The organism is Citrobacter sp. Cpo148 (assembly GCF_030332375.1).
Classification (GTDB): Bacteria; Pseudomonadota; Gammaproteobacteria; order Enterobacterales; family Enterobacteriaceae; genus Citrobacter; species Citrobacter portucalensis.
In genome coordinates, this window is record NZ_JAOWHY010000046.1 from 384,607 (window position 1) to 403,142 (window position 18,536).

Sequence of the window (18,536 nt, forward strand, 5' to 3'; positions counted from 1 at the left end):
ACTGTATTTTATAGGCCGGACAAGCCAACGCCGCAATCCGGCGGCCTGTGCCGAATTGCCTAATGGCGCTGCGCTTATCAGGCCGACTAATTACTCTTCGTCTAACGAATATGGCAGCGGTACGATACGCAGCGTTTTTGCGTCGTCACGGACGCGGAACACGCTGTCGGCCTCCATGTCGTTATTCATCACAACCTGCACCAGTACCTGACCATCGGCCAGTTGTACTGCAGCAAGTACGGTACCAGTACGGCGCCAGTTCTCGCCCATTTTTAATTCAAGGTCTTCGCCCGCTTCCGGTACCCGACTGGCGGCACCCGCCAAAGTCCACATGGCGCGTTTGTTGGCTCCGCGGAATTTTGCACGAGCCACCATTTCCTGACCGGTATAGCAGCCTTTTTTAAAGCTGATCCCGCCCAGAGCCTGCAGATTGGTAGCCTGTGGAATAAACTGTGCACTGTTGGCTGTATCAATAACGGGGATACCCGCTTCGATATCCAGCGCCAGCCACTGCTGGCTGTTATTTAACTCTGCTTCGCCACGCAGCTTTTCAACCAAGGTTTCTGCTGTGGTGGCATCAACGATCAGCAGAAAACGTTCGGCAGGGTGTTCGAACCACAATACCGTGGAGGCACCTTCGGTAATGACCTGCTTATCACTGTTCGGTAATTCGCTGAAGATATTGGCCAGCGCTGCACGAGCCTGGAATCCCGCTACGCCCAGCAAGACGCGCTCGTCGTCTGGGGCGATCGCCACCTTCGAGAAGACCGCGTATTTTTTCAGCTCAGTGAGCTGCGCATCACGCAGGCTACGGCGCTCAAGCCATGCAAAACCGTCACCCTGGCGGAACAGACGCAGGTTGCTCCACATTTTACCTTTGGCGTCACAATGTGCAGCCAACAGGTGCTGATGCTCGGTCATCTGGCTGACATCCGCCGTGACCTGACCCTGAATATACTTCTCACTGTCGACACCGGTGATGGTGGCGAGCGCCCAGTCATCGAGCGTCATTAGCGTCAGAGGTAAACGCGTTGACGCAAAAGGCTGGCGAGGAGGAAAAGATGTAAAAGCCATAATAATGTCCTGATTTGCTTAACGCAGTGATGATGACTAATGGTAAAAGAGCTATGGACCATTGCAAGCGGTTTAAACAGGCTATTTGTGCCATATATTGTGCTTTGCGAGGAGACATCCAAAATTGGTGAATCCTTTGGCTTAATAAGGTTTTATTTAGCGAGCGAGCTTCAGTTTACTGATATTCCCGTAAAAAGAGCGGGAAAAACACGTTACAATAGCGGGATACTTCGTTTTCGCGAGACAGGGAGAAGAACATGGATATTAACAACAAAGCACGTATTCATTGGGCATGCCGCCGCGGTATGCGCGAGCTGGACATCTCGATCATGCCGTTTTTTGAACATGAATATGACAGCTTAAGTGACGAAGAAAAACGTATCTTCATCCGTCTGCTAGAATGTGATGATCCAGATTTATTTAACTGGTTGATGAATCATGGGAAACCAGCTGATGAGCAGCTGGAACAGATGGTGCGACTTATCCAGACACGGAATCGGGAACGTGGTCCAGTGGCAATCTGATTTACGCGTATCATGGCGCGCGCAGTGGCTTTCACTGCTAATTCATGGGCTGGTCGCGGTGTTTATTTTATTGATGCCCTGGCCATTGAGCTACACCCCATTATGGCTGGTTTTGCTCTCTCTGGTGGTGTTCGATAGCGTTCGCAGTCAGCGTCGAATCAACGCCTGTCAGGGTGAGATTCGGCTATTGATGGATGGCCGTCTGCGCTGGCAAGGGCAAGAGTGGTCTATCGTTAGCGCCCCCTGGATGGTTAAAACAGGTATGATGCTACGCTTGCGATCTGATGCCGGAAAACGTCAACATTTGTGGCTGGCAGCAGACAGTATGGATGATGCAGAGTGGCGGGATTTACGACGGTTGATGCTGCAAAAGGCGAAGCAAGGGTAACGCATGACACATGCCTGATGGCGCGCAGCTTGAAAGCCAACAGTTAGGTGCGTCATGCAGGCCGGATAAGGCATTTACGCCGTCATCCGGCAAATCGGTTATCAGGACCAGTGCTCGGCCATTTCCCCAAGAATTTGCTCGCACCAGGCCTGAATGCGTTCATCGCTGAGATCGTACTGGTTCGTCTCATCCAGCGCCAGGCCAACAAACAGCTGTCCATCAGCAATGACGGGTTTATCGCTGGTGAATTCGTAGCCTTCTGTGGGCCAGTAGCCGACAAACTTTACACCTTTGGTGATCAGTTTATCGTGCAGCATACCCAACGCATCCAGGAACCATTCGCCGTATCCCAACTGATCGCCCATACCGTAAAGCGCGACAATCTTGCCTTCCAGGTTGAGGTCGTCCAGTTGCTCCCAGACCGCTTCCCAGTCCTCCTGAATTTCACCGAAATCCCAGGTTGGGATGCCCAAAATGAGCACGTCATATTGCTCCATTAGGGTCGGGGAATCGTCTTTGAGGTTGTGCAGTGTCACCAGTTCGGGACCCAGGATATCGCGGATTTTTTCTGCTGCCATTTCGGTGTAGCAGGTGCTGGAACCGTAAAAAAGACCCATGTTCATGACGTAAACATCTCAATTCTGCTGTAGCGTTGCGGGTAGTGTAACAGAATCGCCGCATTCTCGGCACAATGAGGCATAATGCATCAAAAATGAGAGTGGAATAAGGGGCGCGAGTGGAACAGGATCTGGCGCGCATCGAGCAGTTTCTTGATGCCCTGTGGCTGGAACGAAATCTGGCGGAAAACACATTAAGTGCGTATCGTCGCGATCTGACCATGCTTGTGGAATGGTTACATCACCGCGGCGCTTCGCTTGCGACCGCGCAAAGTGATGATCTGCAAGCCTTGCTGGCTGAGCGGATGGATGGAGGGTATAAAGCCACCAGTTCCGCACGTTTGCTCAGTGCGACGCGACGTTTTTTTCAGCATCTGTACCGCGAAAAATATCGTGAAGATGACCCCAGCGCCTCGCTTGCATCACCTAAACTTCCGCAGCACCTGCCTAAAGATCTCAGCGAGGCGCAGGTTGAGCGGCTGCTACAAGCGCCGCTTATTGAGCAACCGCTGGAGCTACGCGACAAAGCCATGCTGGAAGTGCTGTATGCAACAGGCCTGCGCGTGTCTGAACTGGTAGGACTGACGATGAGTGACGTCAGCCTGCGTCAGGGTGTGGTACGGGTGATCGGTAAAGGTAACAAAGAGCGCCTTGTCCCGTTGGGTGAGGAGGCTGTGTACTGGCTGGAAACATACCTGGAGCATGGGCGTCCATGGTTGCTCAACGGCGTATCGATTGATGTGCTGTTTCCTAGTCAGCGGGCGCAACAGATGACCCGTCAGACCTTCTGGCATCGTATCAAACACTATGCTGTGTTGGCGGGAATCGACAGCGAAAAGCTGTCACCGCACGTCCTGCGGCACGCGTTTGCCACGCATCTGCTCAACCATGGCGCAGACCTGCGCGTGGTGCAGATGCTACTGGGGCATAGCGATCTCTCGACAACGCAGATTTATACTCATGTCGCAACGGAGCGCTTGCGGCAACTACATCAACAGCATCACCCGCGAGCGTGAGTGCTGACAGGATAGGATAGGCTATGAAAAAACGTTTTATGATGTTCACCCTTCTGGCGACGGCGTTTTCCGGCATGGTACATGCAGACGACGCGGCAATTCGTCAGTCATTAGCAAAGCTGGGTGTGCAGAGCACCGAGATTCAACCTGCTCCGGTTGCGGGCATGAAAACCGTACTGACCAATAGCGGCGTGCTGTACGTAACTGAAGACGGTAAACATATTATTCAGGGACCGATGTACGACGTGAGCGGCGCAAGTCCGGTGAATGTCACCAACCAACTGCTGATGAAGCATCTGAACGCGCTGGAAAAAGAGATGATCATCTACAAAGCGCCGCAGGAAAAACACGTCATTACCGTTTTCACCGACATCACTTGTGGTTACTGCCACAAGCTGCATGAAGAGATGAAAGATTACAATGCGTTGGGGATCACCGTTCGTTATCTGGCCTTCCCACGTCAGGGGCTGGACAGCCAGGCTGAGCAGGACATGAAGTCTATCTGGTGTGCTAAGGACAAAAACAAAGCCTTTGATGATGCGATGGCAGGCAAGGGCGTGAAAGCGGCGACCTGTGATGTGGATATCGCTAACCACTATGCGCTGGGCGTACAGTTTGGCGTCAGCGGGACACCGGCGATTGTGCTGAGCAATGGCTATGTCGTACCTGGTTATCAGGGCCCGAAAGAGATGAAAGAATTCCTCGACGCACATGCAAAACAGACCAGCGGTAAATAATTCGCGTGAAACAACAGATACAACTTCGTCGGCGTGAAGCCGACGAGACAGTCGAGCTACCTGCCGACTTACCGCCGCTGCTGCGCCGTTTATACGCCAGTCGCGGTGTACGTAGCGCGCAGGAGCTTGAGCGTAGCGTCAAAGGAATGCTGCCGTGGCAGCATTTAAACGGTGTCGAAAAGGCGGTTGAGATCCTCTACAGCGCCTTTCGTGCGGGAACTCGCATCATCGTTGTTGGCGATTTCGATGCCGATGGCGCGACCAGCACGGCGCTAAGCATCCTGGCGATGCGCGCGTTGGGCTGCAGTAACGTTGACTACCTGGTGCCAAATCGTTTTGAGGACGGTTATGGTTTAAGCCCGGAAGTCGTTGATCAGGCCCATGCCCGTGGTGCTCAGCTGATTGTCACCGTAGACAACGGCATCTCGTCTCACGCGGGTGTCGAACATGCCAGAACGTTGGGGATCCCGGTCGTTGTGACCGATCACCACCTGCCAGGGGATACGCTGCCGGGCGCAGAGGCGATCATCAATCCTAACCTGCACGACTGTGAGTTCCCGTCGAAATCGCTGGCAGGCGTTGGTGTAGCCTTCTATCTGATGCTGGCGCTGCGCACTTTCCTGCGTGACAAAGGCTGGTTTGATGAGCGAGGCATTGCACCGCCGAACCTGGCGGATTTGCTCGATCTGGTTGCGCTTGGCACGGTGGCGGACGTGGTACCGCTGGATGCCAATAACCGCATTCTGACGTGGCAAGGCTTAAGCCGTATCCGTGCTGGAAAATGCCGCCCTGGTATCAAAGCGCTGCTGGAGATTTCCAATCGCGACCCCCTAAAGCTGGCAGCCAGTGATTTAGGTTTTGCCCTCGGGCCACGGCTGAATGCGGCGGGGCGTCTGGACGATATGTCCGTTGGCGTAGCGCTGTTGCTGTGCGACAACATTGGTGAAGCGCGCGTGCTGGCCAATGAGCTGGACGCACTCAACCAGACGCGCAAAGAGATTGAGCAGGGTATGCAGGCCGAAGCGCTGACCCTGTGTGAAAAGCTGGAACGCAGTAGCGATACGCTTCCGGGCGGCCTGGCAATGTATCATCCCGAGTGGCATCAGGGCGTTGTGGGGATTCTGGCATCGCGCATTAAAGAACGATTCCATCGCCCGGTGATAGCGTTTGCCCCGGCAGGTGATGGTACTCTCAAAGGCTCCGGGCGTTCGATTCAGGGGCTGCACATGCGCGATGCGCTGGAGCGCCTGGACACCCTTTATCCGGGCATGATCCTCAAGTTTGGCGGTCACGCCATGGCTGCGGGCTTATCGCTTGAAGAGGCGCAGTTTGAGCGTTTCCAGCAGCGTTTTGGCGAACTGGTTACCGAGTGGCTGGATCCCGCCTTACTGCAAGGTGAAGTGGTGTCGGATGGCCCACTGAGCGCAGCGGAGATGACCATGGAGGTCGCACAAATGCTACGCGATGCCGGACCGTGGGGACAAATGTTCCCGGAACCGCTGTTTGACGGGCATTTCCGTTTGCTCCAGCAGCGTCTGGTCGGTGAGCGTCATCTGAAGGTAATGGTCGAGCCCGTAGGCGGTGGTCCGCTGCTGGACGGCATTGCGTTTAACATCGATACCACCTGCTGGCCGGACAACGGCGTGCGCGAAGTTCAGCTTGCCTACAAACTGGATATTAATGAGTTTCGCGGCAACCGTAGTTTGCAGATTATAATCGACAATATCTGGCCACTTTAGCGTCACTAATCGCTATAAAAAAGGGCGTGGATTAGTTACAATCCCGCTCTTATCACCGCATTTTGACTAGTCCAATAAAAGAAATCAGACAATGTTTGAAATTAATCCGGTAAATAACCGCATTCAGGACCTCACGGAGCGCTCTGACGTTCTTAGGGGGTATCTTTGACTATGATGCCAAGAAAGAGCGTCTGGAAGAAGTAAACGCCGAGCTGGAACAGCCGGACGTATGGAACGAACCCGAACGCGCGCAGGCGCTGGGTAAAGAGCGTTCTTCTCTTGAAGCCATCGTTGATACGCTCGATCAGATGAGCCAGGGCCTGGAAGATGTCTCCGGCCTGCTGGAACTGGCTGTAGAAGCCGACGACGAAGAAACCTTTAACGAAGCCGTAGCAGAACTCGACACGCTGGAAGATAAACTGGCCCAGTTGGAATTCCGTCGTATGTTCTCCGGTGAATATGACAGCGCAGATTGCTATCTCGATATTCAGGCAGGTTCTGGCGGTACGGAAGCGCAGGACTGGGCAAGCATGCTGATGCGCATGTATCTGCGTTGGGCTGAAGCGCGCGGCTTCAAGACTGAAATTATTGAAGAGTCTGAAGGTGAAGTGGCGGGTATTAAATCCGTAACCATCAGAATTGCTGGCGAATATGCGTACGGTTGGCTGCGTACTGAAACCGGCGTACACCGTCTGGTTCGTAAGAGTCCGTTCGACTCCGGCGGACGTCGCCATACGTCGTTCAGTTCTGCGTTTGTTTATCCGGAAGTTGATGATGATATTGATATCGATATCAACCCGGCGGATCTGCGTATTGACGTTTACCGTGCCTCCGGTGCGGGTGGTCAGCACGTTAACCGTACGGAATCTGCGGTGCGTATTACCCACATCCCGACCGGGATTGTGACGCAGTGTCAGAACGACCGTTCCCAGCACAAGAACAAAGACCAGGCCATGAAGCAGATGAAAGCGAAGCTTTATGAACTGGAAATGCAGAAGAAGAATGCCGAGAAACAGGCGATGGAAGACAACAAGTCAGATATCGGCTGGGGTAGCCAGATTCGTTCTTATGTCCTTGATGACTCCCGCATCAAAGATCTGCGTACCGGGGTTGAAACCCGTAACACGCAGGCGGTGCTGGATGGCAGCCTGGATCAATTTATCGAAGCAAGTTTGAAAGCAGGGTTATGAGGAACCAACATGTCTGAACAACACGTACAGGGCGCTGACGCGGTAGCCGACCTTAACAATGAACTGAAAACGCGCCGTGAGAAGCTGGCGAGCCTGCGTGAGCAGGGGATCCCGTTCCCGAACGATTTCCGTCGCGATCATACCTCAGACCAACTGCATGCTGACTTCGACGCGAAAGAAAACGAAGAGCTGGAAGCGCTGAACATTGAGGTATCCGTTGCTGGCCGTATGATGACCCGTCGTATTATGGGTAAAGCATCATTCGTTACGCTGCAGGACGTTGGCGGCCGTATTCAGCTGTACGTTGCTCGCGATGACCTGCCGGAAGGCGTCTACAACGAGCAGTTCAAAAAATGGGATCTGGGCGATATCCTCGGCGCGAAAGGTAAGTTGTTCAAGACCAAGACCGGTGAGTTGTCTATTCACTGCACCGAACTGCGTCTGCTGACCAAAGCGCTGCGCCCGCTGCCGGACAAATTCCACGGTCTGCAGGATCAGGAAGCGCGCTATCGTCAACGTTACCTGGATCTCATCTCTAACGATGAATCCCGCAATACCTTTAAAGTGCGTTCACAAATTATGGCTGGCATCCGTCAGTTCATGGTTGCTCGTGGCTTTATGGAAGTAGAAACCCCGATGATGCAGGTGATCCCTGGCGGTGCGGCAGCGCGTCCGTTTATCACTCATCATAACGCGCTGGATCTGGACATGTACCTGCGTATCGCGCCGGAACTGTACCTCAAGCGTCTGGTGGTTGGCGGCTTCGAACGCGTATTCGAAATTAACCGTAACTTCCGTAACGAAGGCATCTCTGTTCGCCATAACCCAGAGTTCACCATGATGGAACTCTACATGGCTTATGCGGACTACAAAGATCTGATCGAACTGACCGAATCGCTGTTCCGTACGCTGGCGCAGAACGTTCTGGGAACGACTGAAGTGCCTTACGGTGAAGAAGTCTTCGACTTCGGTAAGCCGTTCGAAAAACTGACCATGCGTGAAGCGATTCAGAAATACCGTCCGGAAACCAACATGGCCGATCTGGATAACTTCGACTCTGCAAAAGCGATTGCTGAATCTATCGGCATCAAAGTTGAGAAGAGCTGGGGTCTGGGCCGTATCGTGACCGAGATCTTTGAAGAAGTTGCGGAAGCGCACCTGATTCAACCGACCTTCATTACCGAGTACCCAGCAGAAGTTTCTCCGCTGGCGCGTCGTAATGACGAAAATCCGGAAATCACTGACCGTTTCGAATTCTTCATCGGCGGACGTGAAATCGGTAACGGTTTCAGCGAGCTGAACGATGCGGAAGATCAGGCGCAGCGTTTCCAGGATCAGGTTAACGCTAAAGATGCGGGTGATGACGAAGCAATGTTCTATGACGAAGACTACGTTACCGCTCTGGAACACGGTCTGCCGCCGACTGCGGGTCTGGGCATTGGTATCGACCGTATGGTTATGCTGTTCACCAACAGCCATACCATCCGCGACGTGATCTTGTTCCCGGCGATGCGCCCGGTTAAGTAAGATGTGAAATGCCGGATGGCGGCTGACGCCTTATCCGGCCTACGATTCGTTATGTAGGCCAGATAAGCGTAGCGCCATCAGGCAATAATTTGTTGGCAGTAATTCCGCAACAGCGTACGCGCTTCTTTGTCTGCAACCTGCATTACCATCCACGGGCTAAAAGCCCACGGCGTCGCGTCAATCCCGCTTAAGACATCCTCAAGACTGCTCCACTGGCAATCCATCACTTCATCTGGGTTTAGCTGTAGCGGACTCACGATATGTGCGGCATAAACCGGGCACACTTCGTTTTCCACAATTCCACTCGGGTCAGTAGCGCGATAACGAAAGTCAGCATACACGGGGCTGAGCGAGTCGATGTCTGCACCCAGTTCGAAGCGAGCCCGGCGAACAATAGCGGCTTCGTGGGTTTCACCCAGCTGCGGGTGACCGCAGACAGAGTTGGTCCAGACACCTGGCCAGGCTTTTTTGTGCAGCGAGCGGCGGGTGACCAGCAGTTGGCCCTGCTCGTTAAATATCCAGCACGAGAAAGCGGAATGCAGGGGGGTTGTGGCGGTATGCGCCGCATATTTTTCCAGCGTTCCGCAAGGTTGGTCCTGCTCATTCAATAAAATGACATGTTCCTGTCGCATAGCGTCCACCATCAATCTTAAGCACCCATATTATATGCTTAATTAAGTCAGATTGATTAACAGAGGGTGTGAAATGCCAGGGCCGACGATTCGTTGCGCGATATGATTTGGCATCCGGTGTCTGGCTGCTATGATAAAGCGTCTGAAAATGTTGCGAGGTATTGTTTTGAGTGCAGGACGCCTGAAGAAAAATGGCCTGGGTATCGTGATGTTGCTGTGTGTCGGTCTGCTGTTAGCAGGGTGTTCCGGGAGCAAGTCGTCTGATACAGGAAGTTATTCCGGCTCCGTGTATACCGTGAAGCGGGGAGATACGCTATACCGTATTTCGCGCGCTACCGGGACCAGCGTGAAAGAGATCGCCCGCCTGAATAATATTTCACCGCCCTATACCATTGAAGTAGGGCAAAAACTGAAGGTCAGCGGTGGCGCGAAAACCAGTTCTAACTCTGGCAAAACAACCAAGAAATCCTCAACCAAAACGGCAGCGGTCAGACCGTCTTCGTCCGTACCGCAGTCTTCCTGGCCTCCGGTAGGGCAACGTTGCTGGCAGTGGCCTGCCAGCGGTAAGGTGATCCTGCCTTATTCAACCGCGGACGGCGGCAACAAGGGCATTGATATCTCGGCTGCGCGCGGTACACCGATTTATGCCGCCGGCGCCGGGAAGGTGGTTTACGTCGGTAATCAGCTGCGGGGCTATGGTAATCTCATCATGATTAAGCACAGTGAGGACTACATCACTGCGTATGCGCATAATGACACCATGCTGGTGAACAACGGTCAAAACGTGAAGGCCGGGCAGAAAATCGCGACGATGGGCAGCTCGGATGCGACTACGGTGCGGCTGCATTTCCAAATCCGCTATCGGGCGACAGCTATCGATCCGCTGCGTTATTTGCCGCCGCAGGGCAGTAAGCCAAAATGTTGACGGTGATTTAATCGCCAGTCAGTCGGTTAGTCCCTTGCCAAGAAGAGCGTAAGGTTTATAATCCCTTACGCACTTCGATGCGGGCGTAGTTCAATGGTAGAACGAGAGCTTCCCAAGCTCTATACGAGGGTTCGATTCCCTTCGCCCGCTCCAAACTCAAGTCTCCTGAAGTCTACCAAACTCAATTTTCCCTTGATAAATCAGCAGTTATAGCATTCTATTAGTCTATTGAACTCAATTGTACTCCCCCAGGGTCAAGCTCAATGTGGGGGTATGGATGGGGGTATAATTGTACCCCCTGCTGAGAGGTACCCCCAATGAAGCTGACAGCTCGTCAGGTTGAAACTGCAAAACCCAGAGAGAAGCCCTACAAACTGGCTGATGGTGGTGGTCTTTACCTGCTGGTTAATCCCAACGGCAAAAGATACTGGCGTCTCAAATACCGTTCACTAGGTAAAGAGAAACTGCTCGCTATTGGCGTTTACCCTGATGTTTCTTTAGCTGAAGCCCGAAGTAAGCGTGAGGATGCTAAAAGAACATTAGCTGCTGGCAATGATCCTTCTCTTGAAAGAAAAATTGAGAAACTTAGTCGTCAACAAGACGCAGAAAACTCATTTGAGGCTATCACGCGGGAGTGGTATCAGCGTCGCTATGACCGCTGGTCTGTCTCCTACCGCGAAGAAATGCTGAGAACCTTTGAAAAGGATGTATTCCCTTATATCGGTCACCGGCCAATCAAAGATATCAAGCCGATGGAGTTGCTTGCTGTTCTTTCAAAGATAGAGGCACGAGGAGCAACTGAGAAGGTACGTAAGGTTCGTCAACGTTGTGGAGAAGTCTGGAAGTATGCCGTTGTGACTGGCAGGGCCGAGTACAATCCGGCACCTAATTTAGCCAGCGCCGTGAGTCCTCATGAGAAAGAGCACTATGCTTTTTTAACTCAGGATGAATTGCCTGAGTTTCTTCGGACTCTGAACACCTATGCCGGTAGTGTGCTTGTTAAGATTGCGATGCAATTGCTTATTTTAACCGGAGTAAGGCCTGGGGAGTTGAGGCAAGCGGAGTGGCAGGAATTTGATTTTGAGAAAAAGGTTTGGAATGTACCAGCAGAACGCATGAAAATGCGCCGCCCTCATCTGGTTCCGTTATCAAGCCAGGCAATTGACCTACTTAATCAGCTTAAACCCATGACGGGAGCAGGAGCGTTGCTGTTCCCAGGACGTAATAATCCTAAGAAACCGATGAGTGATATGGCATTGACTGTGTTGGTCAGGCGTATCGGCTACGCTGGGCGTGTTACGGGGCATGGATTCCGCCACACGATGAGTACCATTTTGCATGAGCAGGGATTTAATTCGGCCTGGATTGAGATACAACTGGCTCATGTCGATAAGAACTCAATTCGTGGAACGTATAACCATGCTCAATATCTGGAGGGGAGGAGGGAGATGATGCAGTGGTATGCAGATTTTATAGCAAGTAAAAATAAATCATAGCTTATGAGACTATCGTCAAATTAGCCATTTATTAGTAGGTAGCGTGAATTCTAAAGCTTAGCTCCTCCGTTTTGGAGGAGTTCAACCTCAGTAATTTTTTTGTACTGATTTACATTTACGCTTACTTCAGAAACGTTACATTTGCGTCTGACTGTCTGCTTGGTGCCAGGAGCGGACATTGTTATTAATAGCAGCAGACGCCAGCCGGACTCTCTCGTCTTACAGCACTTCAACCACTTCAAATTCTTCTGCGATCAACTCCATATCTTTAGAAAAATGACCTTCGCGGGTAAAAAATCGCTGATGCTCATTTCGCCAGTATTGAAGGCTTAAATCGCCTTCACCTTCTTTGCGGGCAAACTCCTCAGTCACATCACAAAAACGCACCAGTCGCATTGAAACCAGCCGGGTCACGCAGACCGGGGCATTCAGGCCATCAAGGATAATGTTATAGCTTCCAATCCTCGGGGCAGACTTTTCTTGCTGGTAAGAGGCAAAGGATCCGCAGGAGGCCGTTTTAATCCCTTTTTTAATCAGGTCCGCAAGCTCGCTGGCCAGTTCCGGGCTGTCTCCCATTTGCCAGGCATCTGCGCCTGGATACTTTACTTTTAATACCTCAACAGTAGCCATTAAGAGCCCTTTTTAATCGTCGATGAAAAATGTCATACAGAGTTTTAACATGAACTTTCCGGACATTAACATTGATGCTTTCCCTCTGCTACTTTGTCCGCTCTTCGCTCATATAAGACCTTCGTCCTGCCCGTCAAGTGCTGTGAGTAGATTGTGCGAGCGTATGGATACATTAGATTCCTAAAGGCTCTTGAGTAGACCTACAAACGTTGTCTGTCGCTTGGGTTGAGCATAAAATACCCATTCAATTTAATGCGGGTATTTGTATGGAATACGTGGCTTTTGGTGATGAGAGTGGTACGACAGGGAGTGACCGCTGTTATGGCATTGGTTTGCTGTGTGTGCGTAAAGACACGTTGCACATCTTCAATGAGCGCGTCCAGAAATTAAAAGATAAGTACGGGATTGTCGGTGAGTTGAAGTGGTCCAAGATTAAGAACAGTGCAGGGCAGGCAAACATTTGCATTGAGTTGCTGGCTATGGTGCTAAAGAACTCGTGCTGCTTCCACTCAATTGTTGTAGTTAAGAACATTTACAACAACTGGCAGACGGACAGGGAGTTGGCTTTTTATCAGACGTACACAATGCTCGTTAAGAACGTTGCTAAGCAGATTAAGAGTGACGTTGAGGTGATCATCGACCAGAAAATTGATAAATACAAAAAGAACGATGAAGTGACAGGTATTGTTGCTAACAACATGCTGGCTAGGGCTGTAGTAGTGCACTAAATTTGGCCACTGGAACAAATATGTAAATGTCCACTTCTCGCACCGAGCGGACCTTCAATTCAGTTAGCTTGTCCGCTCAGTACCATGAATCGACTACAAGGGTACTCTGGATATCTAAAAGCTCATGGTTTGCTAGAATGGATATGTGATTGATATATCCATCTAGTTTTGGTCGATTTTTCTGCTGATGTGTAATAGCTGAGGGTTATGGTCTAGATGTTGTATTTTAAAACAAAGCTGGAGTTATGTTTTCGACAAGAAATTTCTTGATAAAAAGGCCTCCAATTTTTGATGCCGAAATAAAATATTATTTGGTGATGTTATGTAAGGTTAATAACTTTAAAGTGTTAGTGTTTTTTTCGCCTTTCGCCATGTCTATATCTCAATGGTGGCAATTTGTATTTTTTAGAGAAGACTCTCGTAAATGTTTGCTGGGAATCGAATCCATATTTATAGGCTATACTCATTACTGACTAATTAGTCTCGATGAGAGCTTTAGCAGCAAGTTTAAGTTTTGATCTCTAATATATTTTCCAAGACTAACTTCTTTCACCTGCACAAAAATCCGCTGAAGATGCCACCTGGAGTATCCTGCCCGCGCAGCAACATCCTCTATCTTCAGCGGTTTATGTAAGTTTGAATCAATCCATTGAGTTATCTCATTGATGATGTCTTCTGTTCTGAACATAAATCGACGCTCACTATAAGAGGGCTGTGATACATCCTGTTTGGGATGCTAATGATTTACTTATATATTTCAGCAACCCCATGTAGCCTGTTATCCCCCGTTGTCGAAAGGATTTTGAATGACGTTGCCCCTTGCTCATCAGCCTTACGAGAAAGAACATCTGATAACTCATCAAGCGTATAGGCATTGCTGGCTGAGACTACACCGATCTTTTCTTTCCCATCTGCATGGTTAATTTCCTGAGCGGCAGATGCGGCATTCACTGTAATAAATCCCACGACCAATGAAGTAATAAGTAGTGATTTCATATCTAATACCTCTTTTAAAATTTATGTTTGAAACTGGACTCGTATCAGGGGAACTCTCCCTCTCTGTACATTCAAATATACAGACCTAAGCTGTCATGAGACTGACCGCTATATGACAAAATTGTCAGGGTTGTAGATTGGTTAATTTTTTTGAATACAGGCTCAGCTCGTTAATAATGCACTCCGGTTCTTCTCTGAGCTGCATATTGTCTATGTCCAGAACCCCATCATTTTTTTGTGGATCATCAGCCAGCAGGTCTGCAAACTGTGGGGTAAGATCCTGCTGTGCTTCGCCTCGCTCAGCTACCAGCTCGAACGTTTTATTTTTTGCCTCGTCGTGGGTCAGGGCACTGACCAGAACCTCTGCGATTTGCTCCCGGGATATCACACCATCTTCCGGTGTTCCCGCATGGCGACGATCTCCCTGAAGCATAACAATTCTGTGTTCATCATCATTGTTGTAATCAAACCAGCCGGGCCTGATGATGGTATAGGGGTGACCACTGGCCCTGACCAGACGCTCGGCGCGTCTTTTCCAGTCATGAACCTCAGTGCGTTGATTCCAGGTGCTGAGCCGTTCAGTCACGCCAATCGTGGTCATCAGGCTGATGCGAACAGGCGTATCCTTGAAAATTCGTAAAATATTACGTACTCCGCCGTAATCGATTGCTCTGGCACCAATACGACCCTGACCATCGGAACCGAGCGTAAAAATGATGGCATCAATATCTTTCGGCAATTCGGTGAGTGTTTCAGGCATTGAAACATCGCCGTAAAAAACATCTGTTCCACGAGGAAGCAATTTTACTTTGCGTTTATTTCTGACCAGCGCCACGGGCTGATGGCCCATTTTAATAGCGGTATTGACGACATGAAGGCCAATACTTCCTGTCGCGCCTGCAATGAGTATTTTCATGATAAACCTTCTGATAATTCAGACTTATTTTCGATACGGTCAGAATATCAATTATCATTATTGTCAGTAATAGGGCTAAAATGATTGTGTCTATGAATACCCTTCATGAGTATGCGATGAAGGGAATGCCTCCATAAGGAAATCGCCGATGCTCAAAGAAAATTTCAACGAACTGCAAATCTTTCTTGTAGTAGCAAGGGAGCGAAGTTTCACCAAAGCGGCGGGCAAACTGGGCGTTTCTCAGTCTGCACTCAGCCACGCGATGAAGGCCCTGGAGGAAAGGCTGAATATCCGTCTTCTGACCCGTACGACCCGAAGCGTTGCCCCTACGGAAGCCGGTGAGAGAATTATTGCCTGTCTTGAACCTCGTATTGCCGATCTGGAGCAGGAGCTGGAATCGTTGGTTCAGCTGAACGGCACTGCCTCCGGCAATATCCGTTTATCTGCCGGGGAGCATGCCGTGCGAAGTCTGGTATGGCCGAAGCTAAAACCCTTCCTCAGGGAATATCCGGAAATCAATCTCGAACTGGTGGTGGATAACGGCTTTGTCGATATTGTTGAGGGGCGTTTTGACGCCGGGATCCGCCTGGGCGAAAGCGTGGATAAGGACATGATTGCGGTAAGAATTGGGCCGGACATGAGAATGGCTGTGGTAGGAGCGCCGTCTTATTTCGCTGCAAATCCTGCACCTGAAACGCCGCACAAGCTGCAAAATCATCGGTGTATCAATATGCGCCTGCCGACAGCCGGTGGGCTTTACCACTGGGAGTTTGAGAAGGAAGGGAAACCGCTACGGGTCAGAGTGGAAGGGCAGGTCACGTTTAATCTGCAGGCAGAAAGGATTGATGCGGCGTTATCTGGTTTTGGCATTGCCTGCATACCTGAAGACAGGGTGCAGGATTATATAAAGTCAGGAGAGCTTATTCAGGTTCTGCAGGACTGGTGCCCATCTTTCCCCGGATACTATCTTTACTACCCGAGCCGTAAGCAGCATCCGCCCGCTTTTGCGCTGATGATCGATGCACTTCGCTACGTGGAATAATGGGTCCGATATTTACTGCGGACCCGTCTAAGAATCAACTACCTGCATAGGATATTTGCAAGGGGAGCTTACAGATATTGACTCAGCAGTGCCTCAAGACTGTTCTGGTCCACGGCAAACAGGCGAATACCTTCGGCGAGCTTTTCCACTGCCATCGCATCCTGATTATGAGCCCAGTAGAACTCAGCCTCGGTCATCGCTGTGGGCTTCGCCTGGATTTCACCTTCATACGTCAGCGGCATTGGTACCGCCCCCTGAGTTTGCTGCAACTGCGCCAGCAACGCCGGGGAAACGGTCAGACGATCGCATCCGTTAAGCGCCAGCACCTGTTCCGGCGTACGGAAACTGGCCCCCATCACCACGGTGCGGTAGCCGTGCATTTTATAAAAGCGATAGATCTTCTGCACTGATTCGACACCCGGATCGTTCTCGACGGTGAAGGTGGTATCAGGGTTGTTTTTCTTGTGCCAGTCGTAGATACGGCCCACAAACGGGGAAATCAGGAAAACATTGGCATCGGCACAGGCTCTGGCCTGGGCAAAGGAGAACAGTAGCGTGAGGTTACACTGGATACCCTCTTTTTCCAGCGTTTCTGCGGCACGGATCCCTTGCCAGGTGGCAGCAAGCTTAATCAAAACCCGATCTTTACCAATACCTTTCTCTTCATACAGTGCAATAATTTCCCGCGCTTTAGCAATACTGGCCTGGGTATCAAACGAGAGGCGAGCATCCACTTCAGTTGAAATACGACCCGGAACGTTTTTCAGGATCAGCACCCCGATACTCACCGCCAGGTAATCGGCAATATCCGCAGGCTGTACCGGCTTTCCATTCTGGCGGGACTTCACCGCCGCGACGGCATCTTTCACCAGTTTCTGGTATTGCGGAAGCTGCGCCGCTTTATAAATAAGCGAAGGGTTGGTGGTCGCATCTTCAGGCTGGTAAGCCATAATGCTGTCAATATCCCCGCTGTCGGCAACAATTGTGGTTCGCTGCTTTAGTTGTTCAAGCTGATTCATGGCATAAACCTGTATTTCATAATTGGGCAGCAAATAGCAAGGAGGGGCCAGAGCCCGCTCCTTATTGCTAAGCTGGATAGGTGGTTATTTTGCCTGCGCGACGCGGGTGGTCAGGCCTGGCATATTGAAGCACTCTGCTTCGTTCTGGATCATATCTTTAATTTTATTAACCACATAACGCTCGGGTTCGACACCAAACGACTTCAGATTAGCAAACATGGTCTGCATCTCTTTGACTACCGCTGGTTTTTCGTAGTTGTAGTGGCCGCTGAGTTCGAGAATCTCTTTCAACAATTCCGGCTCGTTAAAGATCTGTTCCTCGGACTTATTTTTGTGCTCATCGGTCATCCATTTTTCCCATTTGTGGCTCAGCACGCACTCGCGGGTCAGGACGGTTTTTAAATCAGATGCTGACTTGATAAAGCCTTTCGCTGCCAGATCTTTCTCGACTTCCGCCAGCTTCAGATAAGCGCGGGTTTCAATGGTGCCGTAGGCTGGGGCGACGTTCATTGCCGTGATGCCCAGACCTGGATGTTTCAACAGGATCTCATCCGGAAGATAGTCACCATTATGCTCTTTCAGACCGACGCCGTGACGGGTGCTGATAGCCGAAAGCTCTGCGGACTGCTTATCGTTAAAATGGCCAACGTTTTTGGTCAGGCGGGTCAGGGTACCGGTCTGACCAACGATAAACAGCGGCTGCGGTAGCGATTCGGCAGCAAGACGCTTATTCAGCTCAATAATAAACCCTTCATAGGCGCTGACGTCGGTCAGGCCGCCATTGGTCTCTTCAGTTCCGACTTCATAGAAGAACTCCTTCAGGTTATTTGCCTTACGGTACTCTTCGCAGAAGCGGATCAGCTCAACGGTACGACTCAGCACCAGTTCGATATCAATGACTTTACCGACGACATACGGGTCTTTTGTCGGGTCGATATGCAACAGGTCGAAACCGGCGTCCATATCTACCTGATAAGAGCGGCGCGCTAGCGCCATCGCTTCGGCTTCCGGAATATGGTCTTTACGTTCTTTATCACGCTGCCATGGGCCACCATGGTCACGACAGAGGAAGTAATCACCGTCGAAGCCGACTTTTTCCGCCATCGCTTTCAGGTCGGCGGCAAAGCGAAATTGATCCCAGTTGTTAACGTAACCCGCGCCAAACTCATCTGCATCAACCTGGTTGCGGCTGGCAATAAACATCAGCGGCAGGTCTTTTTCTTTACCCAGCTCAAAACAGGCCTGAATTAATGCCGGAGACATGGGGCCAATTCCCAGCATTGTTGATTTTCCACCGTTAACAATATAATCGACGTACTGTTTCATTGTGTTTTTCATGA

Annotated in this window: 18 protein-coding genes, 1 tRNA gene and 2 pseudogenes; 12 read left to right on the forward strand and 9 right to left on the reverse strand. The window is 50.7% G+C overall.

Translation table 11 applies throughout. The features are described 5' to 3' along the window. Positions 1-90: 90 nt before the first annotated feature. On the reverse strand, positions 91-1,074 hold the full coding sequence (ygfZ, locus tag OGY10_RS16745) for a tRNA-modifying protein YgfZ (RefSeq protein ID WP_032944893.1): 984 nt from the start codon (positions 1,072-1,074) through the stop codon (positions 91-93). 257 nt (positions 1,075-1,331) lie between these two features. Between ygfZ and sdhE the strand changes: the two genes are divergently transcribed. Both sdhE and OGY10_RS16755 read left to right on the forward strand, forming a co-directional pair. Beyond that, positions 1,332-1,598 (forward strand): FAD assembly factor SdhE, encoded by a 267-nt coding sequence (gene sdhE, locus OGY10_RS16750; protein WP_003825514.1) that lies wholly within the window; start codon positions 1,332-1,334, stop codon positions 1,596-1,598. Continuing rightward, entirely contained in the window at positions 1,579-1,986 is a 408-nt protein-coding gene (locus OGY10_RS16755; protein WP_003825515.1) for a protein YgfX, read from the forward strand. The genes sdhE and OGY10_RS16755 overlap by 20 nt, the downstream gene beginning before the upstream one ends. A 101-nt stretch (positions 1,987-2,087) precedes the next feature. On the opposite strand, the gene fldB is transcribed toward OGY10_RS16755, so the two are convergent. Next, positions 2,088-2,609 (reverse strand): flavodoxin FldB, encoded by a 522-nt coding sequence (fldB, locus tag OGY10_RS16760; protein WP_003026933.1) that lies wholly within the window; start codon positions 2,607-2,609, stop codon positions 2,088-2,090. Between the two features lie 113 nt (positions 2,610-2,722). Between fldB and xerD the strand changes: the two genes are divergently transcribed. From xerD to lysS, 5 genes are all read left to right on the forward strand, one after another. Then, the gene (xerD, locus tag OGY10_RS16765; RefSeq protein WP_191226797.1) at positions 2,723-3,619 is read left to right on the forward strand and encodes a site-specific tyrosine recombinase XerD; all 897 of its coding nucleotides are present in this window, start codon (positions 2,723-2,725) and stop codon (positions 3,617-3,619) included. 23 nt (positions 3,620-3,642) lie between these two features. After that, positions 3,643-4,356, forward strand: a complete 714-nt coding sequence (gene dsbC, locus OGY10_RS16770) for a bifunctional protein-disulfide isomerase/oxidoreductase DsbC (protein WP_048225463.1) — start codon at positions 3,643-3,645, stop codon at positions 4,354-4,356. Positions 4,357-4,361: 5 nt separating this feature from the next. Further along, positions 4,362-6,095, forward strand: a complete 1,734-nt coding sequence (gene recJ, locus OGY10_RS16775; protein ID WP_191226798.1) for a single-stranded-DNA-specific exonuclease RecJ — start codon at positions 4,362-4,364, stop codon at positions 6,093-6,095. 91 nt (positions 6,096-6,186) lie between these two features. Then, a protein-coding gene (gene prfB, locus OGY10_RS16780; RefSeq protein ID WP_100194817.1) for a peptide chain release factor 2 occupies positions 6,187-7,285 on the forward strand; the annotation gives its coding sequence in 2 pieces (ribosomal slippage) (positions 6,187-6,261 and positions 6,263-7,285; 1,098 coding nt in all). Between the two features lie 9 nt (positions 7,286-7,294). Beyond that, a complete protein-coding gene (gene lysS, locus OGY10_RS16785; protein ID WP_003026911.1) occupies positions 7,295-8,812 on the forward strand; it encodes a lysine--tRNA ligase in 1,518 nt (505 codons plus the stop codon). Between the two features lie 77 nt (positions 8,813-8,889). Here the strand turns inward: lysS and idi are convergent, their stop codons facing one another. Continuing rightward, complete coding sequence (idi, locus tag OGY10_RS16790) at positions 8,890-9,444, reverse strand: isopentenyl-diphosphate Delta-isomerase (protein ID WP_191226799.1); 555 nt, start codon at positions 9,442-9,444, stop codon at positions 8,890-8,892. A gap of 166 nt (positions 9,445-9,610) precedes the next feature. Between idi and actS the strand changes: the two genes are divergently transcribed. The 3 genes from actS (at position 9,611) to OGY10_RS16805 (ending at position 11,865) form a co-directional block, all read left to right on the forward strand. Continuing rightward, positions 9,611-10,369, forward strand: a complete 759-nt coding sequence (gene actS, locus OGY10_RS16795; RefSeq protein WP_032945492.1) for an amidase activator ActS — start codon at positions 9,611-9,613, stop codon at positions 10,367-10,369. Positions 10,370-10,448: 79 nt separating this feature from the next. Continuing rightward, positions 10,449-10,522: transfer RNA gene (locus tag OGY10_RS16800), tRNA-Gly, on the forward strand. Between the two features lie 164 nt (positions 10,523-10,686). Further along, positions 10,687-11,865, forward strand: coding sequence for a tyrosine-type recombinase/integrase (locus OGY10_RS16805; protein ID WP_072420598.1), 1,179 nt, complete (start codon positions 10,687-10,689; stop codon positions 11,863-11,865). Positions 11,866-12,084: 219 nt separating this feature from the next. Here the strand turns inward: OGY10_RS16805 and OGY10_RS16810 are convergent, their stop codons facing one another. Continuing rightward, the gene (locus OGY10_RS16810) at positions 12,085-12,495 is read right to left on the reverse strand and encodes an ASCH domain-containing protein (RefSeq protein WP_023299534.1); all 411 of its coding nucleotides are present in this window, start codon (positions 12,493-12,495) and stop codon (positions 12,085-12,087) included. 266 nt (positions 12,496-12,761) lie between these two features. Between OGY10_RS16810 and OGY10_RS16815 the strand changes: the two are divergent. Beyond that, positions 12,762-13,208, forward strand: a pseudogene (locus OGY10_RS16815) (DUF3800 domain-containing protein); the annotation flags it as partial. Positions 13,209-13,570: 362 nt separating this feature from the next. Here OGY10_RS16815 and OGY10_RS16820 read toward each other — a convergent pair. The 3 genes and pseudogenes from OGY10_RS16820 to OGY10_RS16830 all read right to left on the reverse strand — a co-directional run bounded on the left by OGY10_RS16820 (position 13,571) and on the right by OGY10_RS16830 (position 15,135). Beyond that, positions 13,571-13,911, reverse strand: a pseudogene (locus tag OGY10_RS16820) (helix-turn-helix domain-containing protein). A gap of 56 nt (positions 13,912-13,967) precedes the next feature. Next, positions 13,968-14,219: a YdgH/BhsA/McbA family protein gene (locus tag OGY10_RS16825; protein WP_063421708.1), complete on the reverse strand. Its 252-nt coding sequence runs from the start codon at positions 14,217-14,219 to the stop codon at positions 13,968-13,970. A 124-nt stretch (positions 14,220-14,343) separates the two neighbouring features. Then, positions 14,344-15,135 (reverse strand): SDR family oxidoreductase, encoded by a 792-nt coding sequence (locus OGY10_RS16830; RefSeq protein ID WP_072420595.1) that lies wholly within the window; start codon positions 15,133-15,135, stop codon positions 14,344-14,346. 148 nt (positions 15,136-15,283) lie between these two features. Between OGY10_RS16830 and OGY10_RS16835 the strand changes: the two genes are divergently transcribed. Beyond that, complete coding sequence (locus OGY10_RS16835; protein WP_072420594.1) at positions 15,284-16,177, forward strand: LysR family transcriptional regulator; 894 nt, start codon at positions 15,284-15,286, stop codon at positions 16,175-16,177. A 68-nt stretch (positions 16,178-16,245) separates the two neighbouring features. Here OGY10_RS16835 and tal read toward each other — a convergent pair whose 3' ends face one another. Together tal and OGY10_RS16845 are read right to left on the reverse strand one after the other, a co-directional pair. Next, positions 16,246-17,196: a transaldolase gene (tal, locus tag OGY10_RS16840; protein WP_072420666.1), complete on the reverse strand. Its 951-nt coding sequence runs from the start codon at positions 17,194-17,196 to the stop codon at positions 16,246-16,248. A gap of 84 nt (positions 17,197-17,280) precedes the next feature. Next, positions 17,281-18,534 (reverse strand): class II D-tagatose-bisphosphate aldolase non-catalytic subunit, encoded by a 1,254-nt coding sequence (locus OGY10_RS16845; RefSeq protein WP_001515338.1) that lies wholly within the window; start codon positions 18,532-18,534, stop codon positions 17,281-17,283. Positions 18,535-18,536 lie beyond the last annotated feature (2 nt).

Excerpts from the sequence above, each read along its gene's own strand:
- idi (WP_191226799.1), bottom strand. The coding sequence starts at position 9,444 with ATGCGACAGGAACATGTCATTTTATTGAATGAGCAGGACCAACCTTGC.
- OGY10_RS16835 (WP_072420594.1), top strand. The coding sequence starts at position 15,284 with ATGCTCAAAGAAAATTTCAACGAACTGCAAATCTTTCTTGTAGTAGCA.
- OGY10_RS16825 (WP_063421708.1), bottom strand. The coding sequence starts at position 14,219 with ATGAAATCACTACTTATTACTTCATTGGTCGTGGGATTTATTACAGTG.
- dsbC (WP_048225463.1), top strand. The coding sequence starts at position 3,643 with ATGAAAAAACGTTTTATGATGTTCACCCTTCTGGCGACGGCGTTTTCC.
- sdhE (WP_003825514.1), top strand. The coding sequence starts at position 1,332 with ATGGATATTAACAACAAAGCACGTATTCATTGGGCATGCCGCCGCGGT.
- lysS (WP_003026911.1), top strand. The coding sequence starts at position 7,295 with ATGTCTGAACAACACGTACAGGGCGCTGACGCGGTAGCCGACCTTAAC.
- fldB (WP_003026933.1), bottom strand. The coding sequence starts at position 2,609 with ATGAACATGGGTCTTTTTTACGGTTCCAGCACCTGCTACACCGAAATG.
- OGY10_RS16830 (WP_072420595.1), bottom strand. The coding sequence starts at position 15,135 with ATGAAAATACTCATTGCAGGCGCGACAGGAAGTATTGGCCTTCATGTC.
- OGY10_RS16845 (WP_001515338.1), bottom strand. The coding sequence starts at position 18,534 with ATGAAAAACACAATGAAACAGTACGTCGATTATATTGTTAACGGTGGA.
- OGY10_RS16810 (WP_023299534.1), bottom strand. The coding sequence starts at position 12,495 with ATGGCTACTGTTGAGGTATTAAAAGTAAAGTATCCAGGCGCAGATGCC.
- ygfZ (WP_032944893.1), bottom strand. The coding sequence starts at position 1,074 with ATGGCTTTTACATCTTTTCCTCCTCGCCAGCCTTTTGCGTCAACGCGT.
- tal (WP_072420666.1), bottom strand. The coding sequence starts at position 17,196 with ATGAATCAGCTTGAACAACTAAAGCAGCGAACCACAATTGTTGCCGAC.
- OGY10_RS16805 (WP_072420598.1), top strand. The coding sequence starts at position 10,687 with ATGAAGCTGACAGCTCGTCAGGTTGAAACTGCAAAACCCAGAGAGAAG.